The sequence below is a fragment of the Exercitatus varius genome (assembly GCF_029577735.1).
Classification (GTDB): Bacteria; Pseudomonadota; Gammaproteobacteria; order Enterobacterales; family Pasteurellaceae; genus Exercitatus; species Exercitatus varius.
Genome location: NZ_JARQTO010000002.1, coordinates 164,701 through 176,665 on the forward strand (window position 1 = coordinate 164,701; position 11,965 = coordinate 176,665).

Annotated in this window: 10 protein-coding genes; 6 read left to right on the top strand and 4 right to left on the bottom strand. The window is 45.1% G+C overall.

Going from position 1 to position 11,965, the window contains the following annotated elements; translation table 11 throughout:
• Positions 1 to 7: 7 nt before the first annotated feature.
• Genes P7M01_RS03400 through pdxA form a run of 4 tightly spaced genes read right to left on the bottom strand, consistent with a single transcriptional unit; the run spans position 8 to position 4,414 of the window.
• Positions 8 to 1,288 (bottom strand): SLC13 family permease, encoded by a 1,281-nt coding sequence (locus P7M01_RS03400; RefSeq protein WP_317482997.1) that lies wholly within the window; start codon positions 1,286 to 1,288, stop codon positions 8 to 10.
• A gap of 48 nt (positions 1,289 to 1,336) precedes the next feature.
• Positions 1,337 to 2,494: an iron-containing alcohol dehydrogenase gene (locus P7M01_RS03405; RefSeq protein ID WP_317475061.1), complete on the bottom strand. Its 1,158-nt coding sequence runs from the start codon at positions 2,492 to 2,494 to the stop codon at positions 1,337 to 1,339.
• Positions 2,495 to 2,519: 25 nt separating this feature from the next.
• Positions 2,520 to 3,398 carry a dihydrodipicolinate synthase family protein gene (locus P7M01_RS03410; protein WP_317482998.1) on the bottom strand — a complete coding sequence of 293 codons (879 nt, stop codon included), beginning with the start codon at positions 3,396 to 3,398 and terminating at the stop codon, positions 2,520 to 2,522.
• Between the two features lie 14 nt (positions 3,399 to 3,412).
• Positions 3,413 to 4,414, bottom strand: a complete 1,002-nt coding sequence (gene pdxA / locus P7M01_RS03415) for a 4-hydroxythreonine-4-phosphate dehydrogenase PdxA (protein ID WP_202936911.1) — start codon at positions 4,412 to 4,414, stop codon at positions 3,413 to 3,415.
• 492 nt (positions 4,415 to 4,906) lie between these two features.
• Here pdxA and miaB point away from each other — a divergent pair, with 492 nt between their 5' ends.
• The 6 genes from miaB to gshAB all read left to right on the top strand — a co-directional run bounded on the left by miaB (position 4,907) and on the right by gshAB (position 11,858).
• A complete protein-coding gene (miaB, locus tag P7M01_RS03420; RefSeq protein WP_317475063.1) occupies positions 4,907 to 6,331 on the top strand; it encodes a tRNA (N6-isopentenyl adenosine(37)-C2)-methylthiotransferase MiaB in 1,425 nt (474 codons plus the stop codon).
• A gap of 158 nt (positions 6,332 to 6,489) precedes the next feature.
• Positions 6,490 to 7,149 carry an amino acid ABC transporter permease gene (locus P7M01_RS03425; protein ID WP_202936913.1) on the top strand — a complete coding sequence of 220 codons (660 nt, stop codon included), beginning with the start codon at positions 6,490 to 6,492 and terminating at the stop codon, positions 7,147 to 7,149.
• A 1-nt stretch (position 7,150) separates the two neighbouring features.
• The gene (locus P7M01_RS03430; protein ID WP_202936914.1) at positions 7,151 to 7,819 is read left to right on the top strand and encodes an amino acid ABC transporter permease; all 669 of its coding nucleotides are present in this window, start codon (positions 7,151 to 7,153) and stop codon (positions 7,817 to 7,819) included.
• 5 nt (positions 7,820 to 7,824) lie between these two features.
• Positions 7,825 to 8,589 (top strand): amino acid ABC transporter ATP-binding protein, encoded by a 765-nt coding sequence (locus P7M01_RS03435; protein ID WP_317483044.1) that lies wholly within the window; start codon positions 7,825 to 7,827, stop codon positions 8,587 to 8,589.
• Positions 8,573 to 9,439 carry a cysteine ABC transporter substrate-binding protein gene (locus tag P7M01_RS03440; RefSeq protein ID WP_317481689.1) on the top strand — a complete coding sequence of 289 codons (867 nt, stop codon included), beginning with the start codon at positions 8,573 to 8,575 and terminating at the stop codon, positions 9,437 to 9,439. The genes P7M01_RS03435 and P7M01_RS03440 overlap by 17 nt, the downstream gene beginning before the upstream one ends.
• A 142-nt stretch (positions 9,440 to 9,581) precedes the next feature.
• Positions 9,582 to 11,858, top strand: coding sequence for a bifunctional glutamate--cysteine ligase GshA/glutathione synthetase GshB (gene gshAB, locus P7M01_RS03445; protein ID WP_317482999.1), 2,277 nt, complete (start codon positions 9,582 to 9,584; stop codon positions 11,856 to 11,858).
• The last annotated feature ends 107 nt before the right edge of the window (positions 11,859 to 11,965 follow it).

Here is an 11,965-nt window from a genome sequence, read left to right on the forward strand (position 1 = left end):
TCTCCTATTAAACCGGAAATAGAGTCAGTGCGCCTGCCGTAAGAGCCAGTAAACGAATAAAGTATTGCGGAATGGTGAATTTCCAGAATTCGATCATGGTATATTTCCCCGTTCCCATAATTAATGCGGGCATACCGTCCACAGGGAGAAAGTGACCGCACCAGCCCGAGATAACGATTGCGGTTGCTGCAGCGGTCGGATTGAATCCAAGTTGTAAGCAAGTCGCGATAGCTAATGGTGCAAATACAAATACCGTACCTATTGTTGAACCGGTTAACGTAGCTAATAAACTGGTTAAAATACAGAAAGTGAAGATTAATAGGAACGGGTTGATGTCGGAACCGAGCATATCGGCGACGGATTTACCGACCATTTCTGTCAGCCCTGTGCTTCCTAGTGCGTCAGCAACCCCAATAACCCCGGCAGACATAAGAATGATAGGCGCGCTAATGGCATTTCTTATTTCTGTGAAGTTCAATACACCGGCCAAGAATATCGGTAGCACTGCAAGACCGGTTATGGCGTAACCCGCATCACCAATGTAACTTTGCGCAACCATACCAATAACTGCAAGAACAAAGGAGGAATAAGTGACTAGTTCTTGTTTTTTTGTAAGCTGGGTTTTGTGTTCTTCCGCTAAATTATCACTGTATTCGCCGGTAGTAGAAATGGGATGTTCCGGTAAAATCTTGTAGGCTAATAATGACCACGCCAAGAAACTGAGTGAGAGAATTAAATTAACGATTGAAAATTCAACTAAGTTAACATTAGTCGCAGCTCCTGCCGCTTCCAATACCGCAATTGTAATACCATATTGTAAAGCGGTATTAAACGGCGCAAGTGGATGGTTAGCCGCAAAACCGGCCGGCATCAATACTTTAGAGGGCGCAAGTGCTTTGTTTTCCGGTAATGCAGACAAAAGCCCGATAACCAACACATAATAAGCTGTTGAGCCCATACCAAAAAGACTTGTTCCCAGCATAACGACTACAACCAGAAGAGTATATGCTTTAAAACCGCCTTTTTTTGCCATATTGAATATAGCCGTTTTAAATGTGGTGATAAAACTGGTCTTTTGCAAGGCTGCGATAATAGCCATAAACGCTGCAAGCATCATAATGGTTGAGTTAGCAAAACCACCAAAAGCAACTTTAATATCAACCACTCCTGTTACTACGAGCAACAGGCAGGCAATGAGCGGAGGTACGCCGAAAGGCAGTTTGTCTCTCATGATTAAAATAATCATTAAAATCGTAATTGCTAACGCAATAATCATTGGGGTTGTCATAAGTCACCTCCACTATGGCGCTTTGGATTAATAGGAAAATGATGAGGATTAGATAATTTTTCTATAAATTTCAATAATATCCGTTTTAGTCATCACTTTCGGATTGTTATCAAGTAAGCGTTTTACCGTCAAAGCCGCATCAGCAAGCTCACTCAAGGTCTCTTCCGTGATACCGACAGATTTCAAATCACATTTAATGTTTAAATCACGAATTAATGCATAAAATTCATCAATCAATTTTTCTGCCGCTTGATGTTGCGTACAACCCTGTACATCTAAGCCCATCGCTTTCGCGAGATTGGCAAATTTTGCTTCACAGGCATCAAGGTTGAATTTCATCACATCGGGCAATAGAATCGCATTCGATAATCCGTGCGGAATATGGTATTTACCTCCTAACGGATAAGATAATGCGTGAATGGCTACGGTGCTTGACGTGGCAATAGATGCGCCGCCGAAATAAGAACCGAGTAACATATTTTCGCGCGCTTGCAGATTTTTACCGTCACGATAAGCGGTACGAATGCTGCGCCCGATTAATTCCACCGCTTTTAGGGCGAAGGTATCGCTGAACGGACTTGCTTTCTTGGAGATGTAGCATTCCACGGCGTGACAAAGCGCATCAATCCCCGTATTGGCGGTGATATGCGGTGGTAGACCGACGGTCATTGCGGGATCTAGAATGACGCAATTCGGCAGCATTTTTTCATCTACGATACCCACTTTTAATTCACGTTCGGGAATAAGCACGATTGCGTTTGGCGTAGCTTCAGAGCCCGTACCGGATGTGGTTGGTACCATAACGGTTGGAATGCCGCGGTTTTTGAATTTTGTTTTACCGTCCGCAACATCTTGCAGTTCAACATTATTATTGAGCAACATCGCGACGAGTTTCGCAGTATCCATTGCGCTGCCGCCGCCAATACCAATCACCATTTGAGCATTAGTATTTTGGGCATGCCGGTAAATTTGATTAACTTGTTCCAATGGCGGTTCGGGCGGCGTATCGTTAATTACTTGTACGTTAATACCCGCGTTTTCAAGAATTGCTTTAGGCTCGTTGATTAAACCTGCAGCGAACACGCCGGGATCGGTAATAATAACGACATTTTCGGCGTTGTAGCTTTTTACGACATCGGCAATTTGTTGAATACTGCCGGCACCGCCAATGATTTTATTGGTATGAAATAAAGAATAAGTTGACATAAATGATTACCAAGTGAATTTTCGATTAATCGTATAGTTTAAATACGTCTTGTAATGCTTGATCGATGACCGTATTGGCACAGTTTGAAGGTTCGCGCGCAGGGCCTACGTTGTGACCGCGTAAAAGTGTGGCACGTTTTACCACAGAATTTGGATTGCCCATTTGCATAACATTGCGGAATGCCCGGATTTTTTTCTGCGCTTCATTCGCTTTCTCAAAATCACCTTGTTTCCAATATTCGTAAATAGACACCATGAGTTCGGGAAACACATTGGCACAACCGCTAATGGCGCCCGTACCGCCGGCGAGCAACGTCCAAAGGATTAATGAATCGCTGCCCGCCATAACATTAATATTAGGAACGGTATTTTCGATGTATTTCAATGTGTTATCGAAATTACCGCTGCTGTCTTTAATACCAATAATATTGCTGTTTTCTTCGGCAAGTTTTTTCACCGTTTTATAGTCGATATTATTGCCTGAGCGTGCCGGAATGTTGTACATCAAAACAGGAGCATTAACGCTTTTCGCGACGGAATTAAAATGACGATATAAATCGTCCTGGCTAACGGCAACAAAGTATGGTGAAATCACTGAAAGCACGTCTACTCCGAGATCTAACACTTTCTTCGAGAATTCAACGGTTTCTTTCGTCGTAATACAACCGGTGCCGGCATAAACCGGAACCCGACCGTTTACCGCTTCAACGGCGGTTTTTATAATCTCCAGTTTTTCGTTTTGATTGAAAGCGTAGAATTCGCCGTTAGTTCCCAATGGAAAAATGCCGTGAATACCGGCTTGTATAAGATAATCAATAAATTCTTTGTAGGCTTCCGGATTAAATTTTTCGTTCTCGTCCAGTGCAGTGAGTACTGGTGCGACAACGCCTTCAGGTTTAAACATAATGAACTCCTTTTTTATTGATTTTCATATTTGATATTGGCCATTTTGGCACCAAGGTATAACGCCTCGGTCATACTGCGACTGTCGGCAATACCTTGACCTGCAATCTGGAATGCGGTCCCGTGATCAACTGAAGTACGGATAAACGGTAAACCGGTCGTAACGTTAACCCCGCTGTCGAAACCGATGAGTTTTAACGGAATATGACCTTGGTCGTGATACATCACAACCACCATATCGAACTCATCCAGGTTCGCCGCTCGATGGAAAACGGTATCCGGCGGAATCGGTCCTACCGCATTAATTCCTTTCGCTTGCGCTTCCAGAACCGCCGGTAAAATTTCTTCTTCATCTTCCGTACCAAATAAACCGTGCTCGCCCGCATGCGCATTAAAACCCGCTACGGCAATACGCGGTTGTTTGAAACCGAGCATTTTGGTGTATTCCTGGGCCAGTTCGATGACGGTTAAAACGCGCTCTTTTTTGATTAAATCGCAAGCTTGGCGCATTGACACATGAGTAGTGACATGAATCACATTTAATTTTTCGCTGGTAAGCATCATCGAAAAATCTTCGGTATGGCTGAGTTGAGCGAGAATTTCCGTATGCCCAGGAAACATTTTGCCGCCCGCGTGCAGCGCTTCTTTGTTTAAAGGTGCGGTCACAATTGCGTGGATTTTTCCTTTCAGGGTTAAATCAACCGCACGTTCGATAAATTCATAAGCGGCTTTTCCCGCGCGGGCGTCTACTTTTGAAAACGGCAAGTCGGCAGGGAGGTTATCTAAATCAATGACATCAATGTAACCGAATTCACTTTGATAATGATCGAGATCGTCAACTTTACGCAGTTTAAGATTGGATTTAACGATAGGTAATGCGCGTTGCATAATTTTGAAATCGCCGATAACAACGGGATGCGCTAAGTCGTAAATTCGTTTATCTTCTAACGCTTTGACGATTACTTCAGGTCCGATACCCGCGGCATCGCCCATTGTGATACCTAAAATCGGTTTCATTGGATACTCCTTAATTCTCTGTAATTTCAATAAAACTTGTTGTGAATCGAAGCGTAAAATCTGATTTTTGTTAATATGTTTCGCTTTATGGCGCAAAAATGATCTTCTTATTTGATTTTGAGCATTTTCAATCTGATTGAACACGTTATTCGATTCGCCGGTATATTGGGAATTATTGAGGAGTATAGCGTTTATTTTCCGAGTAAGTTGTGATCTGAATCACATTTTATGATTTATTTAAATCTTATGATTTTATTTAATCATTTTGATATGGCCCGAAAAATACCGTAACGACGATCTGACAGGCGATATTTGAAGAAAATAAATCACGGATATTTTTGTCCGTCGGTTTGAATTTATGAAGAGGATGCAAGCTTGAACGGAGAATCCGAGAAATCCGTAAACAGCCGAAATTAACCCTGGTCAATCTTATTCTAAGCTTGTAAAATAACCGACTAATTTTATCTATTACATTCTTAATGAATTCAGAAAATGACACAGAAATTACATATTAAAACCTGGGGCTGTCAGATGAATGAGTATGACAGCGCTAAAATTGCCGATTTATTGTTCAGCACTCACGGACTGGAATTGACGGAAGATGCGGAACAGGCGGACGTATTGCTGTTAAATACCTGTTCGATTCGTGAAAAAGCACAGGAAAAAGTTTTTTCCCAATTAGGTCGTTGGAAAACCTGGAAGAATGAAAAGCCGGGTTTAATCATCGGTGTGGGCGGTTGCGTCGCATCACAGGAAGGCGAGCATATTCGCGAACGCGCGCCCTTCGTAGATATTATTTTCGGGCCGCAAACTTTACACCGTTTGCCTGAAATGATTAATCAGATTCGAGGCGGTAAAAGTTCGGTGGTGGACGTCAGTTTCCCGGAAATCGAAAAATTCGATTGCCTGCCCGAGCCGAAAGCGGAAGGTCCGACTGCATTCGTTTCGATTATGGAAGGCTGTAATAAATATTGCACCTATTGTGTCGTGCCTTATACCCGCGGGGAAGAAGTCAGCCGTCCGCTGGACGACGTTTTGTTTGAAGTGGCGCAGTTGGCGGAACAGGGCGTGCGCGAAATCAATCTGTTAGGACAAAATGTAAACGCCTATCGCGGCCCGACGCACGACGGCGGTATTTGTACTTTTGCCGAATTATTGCGTTTAGTGGCTTCCATCGACGGTATTGACCGCCTGCGTTTCACCACCAGTCATCCGATTGAATTCACCGACGATATTATTGAGGTTTACGCGGACACGCCCGAATTGGTCAGTTTCCTGCATTTACCGGTGCAGGCGGGTTCCGATCGTATTCTGACCATGATGAAACGCGGTCATACGGCGTTGGAATATAAGTCCATTATCCGTAAATTACGCAAAGTTCGTCCGGATATTCAAATCAGTTCGGATTTCATCGTCGGCTTCCCGGGAGAAACCAATGCGGAATTTGAGCAAACCATGAATCTGATTGCCGATGTGAATTTCGACATGAGTTTCAGCTTTGTGTATTCCGCCCGTCCGGGCACGCCGGCGGCAGACATGCCGGACGACGTGAGCGAAGAAGAGAAAAAACAGCGTCTGTATTTGCTTCAGCAACGGATCAATAATCAGGCGGCGAAATTCAGCCGCGCAATGCTTGGCACCGAACAGCGCGTGCTGGTGGAAGGCCCGTCGAAGAAAGACATTATGGAATTGACCGGTCGCACCGAAAACAACCGCATTGTGAATTTCAAAGGCACGCCGGATATGATTGGCAAATTTGTCGATATTAAAATTACCGACGTGTTTACCAATTCTCTGCGCGGCGATGTGGTACGTACCGAAGATGAAATGGGATTACGAGTGGAGCAATCGCCGCAATCGGTGATCCAACGCACCCGTAAAGAAGACGAATTGGGCGTCGGCAAATACGTGGCGTAATCTTCGCATAAAAAACCTTTCATTTTTTGACCGCACTTTGACGTAAAGTGCGGTCGTTTTTTATGGCGATTGGTTATAAAACATAGCGAAGCATTATTTCTTATTCATATTAGCGCCCCGTATAATGATTCAATCGAAATCCTGACAAATTTATCATAATGAACTGGCAATATATTTGGAACGCCGTCCCGAGATTTATCGACGCAACCCTGCTGACGCTGAATTTATCCCTTTGGAGCATTATTCTGTCGATGATTATCGGCATGTTTTGCGCGGTGGCGCTTGTGTATAAAATCCGCGGATTGCAAGGGTTCGTGAAAGCTTATATTGAGCTTTCGCGTAACACGCCGCTGCTGATTCAGGTATTTTTTCTTTATTTCGGGTTATCGAAAATCGGTATCAAACTGGACGGCTTCACCTGCGGAATAATCGGACTGGCTTTTCTGGGCGGCAGTTACATGGCGGAAGCCTTCCGAGCCGGGCTGGAAGCGGTGTCCAAAGGACAAATCGAAAGTGCGCTGAGTTTGGGATTGACCTCGCGGCAGGCGTTTCGTTACGTGATTTTCCCGCAGGCATTCGCTATTTCAACGCCCGCTATCGGCGCCAACTGCTTGTTTCTCATGAAAGAAACTTCGGTTATCAGCGCCATTGCGGTGGCGGAATTAATGTTTTTGGCGAAAGATATAATCGGTATGGATTATAAAACCAACGAAGCCTTGTTTTTGCTGGTGGTGTTTTATTTGATTATTTTATTGCCGGTTTCCGTTTATATCCGTTATTTGGAGCGCCGTTTACGCCGCGCAAAATATGGAGCGTAACATGGGATTGGGCATTCTTTTTCAAGGTTCGAATTTCGAGCGTTTGCTCGGCGGACTCGGCGTGACGGCGGAAATCGCGTTTGTCTCGGTTTTCTTCGCCTGTATTCTCGGCGTGTTATTGGGCATAGTGATGACAAGCCGAAACAAAATTATCCGTTTTTTGTGCCGGTTTTATTTGGAAGTGGTACGCATTATCCCGCTGCTGGTGCTGTTATTTTTAGTTTATTTCGGCTTCGCCAAGTGGTTTAACGCCCATTTAGACGGCGTTTTGGTCTGTATTGTCGTTTTTGTTTTCTGGGGCGCGGCGGAAATGGGCGATTTGGTGCGCGGCGCCTTAACGTCCATTGAAAAACATCAGGTTGAAGCGGCTTACGCGCTGGGTTTAAGCAAAATGCAGACTTTTATTTATATTTTGTTGCCGCAAAGTTTAAAACGCGTGACGCCGGGCGCGATCAATCTGTTCACGCGTATGGTGAAAACCAGTTCGCTGGCGATGTTAATCGGTGTATTGGAAGTCATCAAAGTAGGACAACAGATTATTGAAACGTCCCTGTTTACGGATCCGTCGGCGGCGCTGTGGATTTACGGAGTCATTTTCGTACTGTATTTTGTGATTTGTTATCCGTTATCGTTATTTTCAAAATATTTGGAAAGCCGTTGGGAAAATTAGAAATTATGGCATTGCTTGAAATTAAAAATTTGGTCAAAAACTACGGCGAAGTGACCGCTCTTAACGGCATTGATTTATCCGTGAGAAAAGGCGAAGTCGTTGTGATTCTGGGGCCGTCCGGATGCGGCAAAAGTACATTATTGCGTTGCATTAACGGCTTAGAGGAAATCAAAAGCGGTGAATTGACGTTGCAAAACTACGGCAAACTAGGCAAAGACATTTCCTGGGTAGAAGTGCGTCAGCATATCGGCATGGTTTTTCAGAGCTACGAATTGTTTTCCCATATGTCGGTGATCGATAACATTTTGCTCGGCCCGATGAAAGTACAAAAACGCAAACGGGAAGAAGTGGAAAAGCAGGCCGATGAATTGCTGAAACGGGTCGGTCTGTACGATCGTAAAAACGCTTATCCGCGTGAATTGTCCGGCGGTCAGAAACAGCGTATCGCTATTGTGCGTTCTTTATGTATGAATCCTGAAATTATGCTGTTCGACGAAGTCACCGCCGCGCTGGATCCCGAAATGGTGCGCGAAGTGCTGGATGTGATTTTGAATCTGGCGAAAGAAGGCATGACCATGTTGATCGTTACCCACGAAATGGGTTTTGCCCGCCAAGTGGCGGATCGGATTGTGTTTATGGACAGGGGCGAAATCATCGAACAGGACATTCCCGAATATTTCTTTACTAACCCGAAAACGGATCGCGCAAAAGCCTTTCTGAACATTTTAAATTACGAGTCAAGAGGAACAGACTATGAACAAAACATTTAAAAAATTGACCGCACTTTTTGCTTCGCTACTGCTGGCCGCGGGCATCACGGCATGCAACGATAAGAACGACGCGCAATCGGCAAACGCTGATGCGACAAAAGCTTCCGCGCTGGAACGGATTAAACAAGCGGACAAAATCCGCATCGGCGTATTCAGCGACAAACCGCCGTTCGGTTATGTGGACAAAGACGGCAAAAATCAGGGATTTGATGTGGAAATCGCCAAAGCCTTAACCAAAGATTTGCTGGGCGATGAGAACAAAGTGGAATTCGTGTTGGTGGAAGCTGCAAACCGCGCGGAATATCTGCTTTCTAACAAAGTGGACATCACGTTGGCTAATTTCACGGTTACGCCGGCTCGCCAGGAAGTGGTGGATTTCGCCAAACCTTACATGAAAGTGGCGCTGGGCGTGGTATCAAAAGACGGCGCCGTGATTACCGATGTGAAACAATTGGAAGGCAAAACCTTATTGGTGAACAAAGGCACCACCGCGGACGCTTATTTCAGCAAAAATTTCCCGCAAATCAACTTGTTGAAATTCGAACAAAACACCGAAACATTCGAAGCTTTGCGTGACGGTCGCGGCGACGCCCTTGCTCATGACAACGCGTTATTGTTCGCCTGGGTGAAAGAAAATCCGGGTTTCACCGTCGGTATAAAAGAATTGGGCGACATTGACTTTATCGCCGGCGCCGTGCGTAAAGAAGACAAAGATTTGCTGGAATGGTTAAACGCCGAAACGGAAAAACTGGGTAAAGAAGGGGTATTACAGCAGGCGTACGATAAGGTGTTAGCACCTATTTACGGCGACAGCATTAAAGCCTCGGATATTGTGGTTGAGTATAAGTAGTTGATCTTAAAGGTAAAAAAGTGCGGTCAAATTTGACCGCACTTTTTTAACTGTGGCGAAATTATCCAATCGGTGGTACAGTAGGGATATTTGTACAGTTCGCGTATTTTGCGTAAAGCCTGTTTGGCATGGAAGGATACTTATGAATTTACGGCATATTATTAAACAAAATCATCTTGAATTATTATTCCGGCAGGGCTATTTCGGTCTGGAAAAAGAAAGCCAGCGTGTGCATCGCGACGGCTCGGTGGTAACCTCCGAACATCCGAAGGCATTTGGTAAGCGATCCTTTCATCCGTACATACAAACGGATTTTGCGGAAAGCCAGCTTGAATTGATTACGCCGCCGAATAAGAAACTGGAAGATACCTTCCGCTGGCTGCAAACCATTCATGAAGTGGTATTACGCACATTACCGGAAGACGAATTCATTTTTCCCATGAGCATGCCAGCCGGATTGCCGCCGGAAAAGGACATTAAAGTCGCTCAACTGGAAAATCCCGAAGATGTGGCGTATCGCGAACATTTGGTGGAATCCTACGGCGCTTACAAGCAAATGGTGAGCGGCATTCATTATAATTTCCAGCTTGATCCGGCGCTGATTGACGCATTATTTCATACGCAAAATGAATATCAGAACGCAGTGGAATTTCAGAATAATTTATATCTGAAAATGGCAAAAAATTTCCTGCGTTATCAATGGATTTTACTCTATTTGTTATCCGCTACGCCGACGGCGGAAGCGAATTATTTCAAAGCGGGTTCGCCGCTGAAGCCGAATCAATATGTGCGCAGTTTGCGTTCCAGCCAATACGGCTACGTGAATGCGCCTGAAATTGTGGTGTCTTTCGACAGCATTCCTAAATATGTGGAAACCCTGGAACATTGGGTGAATTCGGGCAAGTTGGTTGCGGAAAAAGAATTTTATTCCAATGTGCGTTTGCGCGGAGCGAAAAAGGCCCGGGAATTCCTGCATACCGGGATTCAATATCTGGAATTCCGCTTATTCGATTTGAATCCGTTCGAACCGTACGGCATGAATTTGCGCGACGCAAAATTCGTTCATTATTTTATTCTGCTGATGATTTGGCTGGAGGAAACCGCGGATCAGGCCGGTGTGGAATTAGGCAAGGCGCGTCTGATGGAAGTGGCGTTTGAAGATCCTCGCCGGGAAACGGCTTATCGCGCCGAAGGCGAACAGATTCTGAACGCCTTAATCGACATGTTAAAAGACATCGGCGCCGATGAAAGTGCGGTGGAAATTGCGCAAGAAAAACTCACGCAGTTTGCCCGTCCGGAACAAACTTTGTGCGCCCGTTTAGTTGCCGCCATTGAACAAGCCGGCGGTTATCAAAAACTGGGCGCGGAACTGGCGCAACGTCATAAAGCGCAGGCGTTTGAACGTTTTTATGCCTTAACCGCTTTCGACAATATGGAATTATCCACCCAAGCTTTAATGTTTGATGCGATTCAAAAAGGGCTGGAAATGGAAATTCTGGATGAAAACGATCAGTTCCTGCGCCTGCAGTTCGGCGAGCATTTCGAATATGTGAAAAACGGTAATATGACAAGCCGTGACAGCTATATTTCACCGCTTATCATGGAAAACAAAGTGGTGACTAAAAAAGTACTGGAAAAAGCCGGTTTCAACGTGCCGAAAAGTCTGGAATTTACCGGTATCGAACAAGCGGTTGCCAGTTACGGTCTGTTTGAAGGGCGCCCCGTGGTGATTAAGCCGAAATCCACCAATTACGGTTTGGGCATCACTATTTTCCAACAGGGCGTGCATGATCGCGAGGATTTCGCCAAAGCCGTTGAAATCGCTTTCCGTGAAGACAAAGAAATCATGGTGGAAGATTATTTAAGCGGCACCGAATACCGATTTTTCGTGTTGGGCGATCAAACTCTTGCCGTGTTGCTGCGCGTACCAGCCAACGTAGTGGGTGACGGCGTGCATACGATGTCGGAATTGGTGGCGGCCAAAAACAATCATCCGTTACGCGGCGACGGCAGCCGAACGCCGCTGAAAAAGATTGCGTTGGGCGATATTGAACGGTTGCAGCTGAAAGAACAGGGTTTTACGGTTGACAGCATTCCCGCCAAAGGACAAATCGTACAGCTGCGGGCAAATTCCAATATCAGCACCGGCGGCGACAGTATCGACATGACGGATGAAATGCATCCGAGTTATAAAGCGCTTGCAGTGGGCATTACCAAAGCCATGGGCGCGGCGGTGTGCGGCGTGGATTTGATCATTCCTGATCTGAAAAAGCCGGCCGAGCCTAATTTGCAATCTTGGGGCGTGATTGAAGCCAATTTCAATCCGATGATGATGATGCATATTTTCCCGTATCAAGGCAAATCCAGACGGTTAACGCAGAATGTAATCAACATGCTGTTTCCGGAATTGCCGTCTTAATGACGCAAAAAACGCGCAATACAGGAAAAAGTGCGGGCGATTTTTGAGGAGTTTTTTAAAACACTGGAAAAATCGCCCGCACTTTTCTACAATAACGCATGCACTAA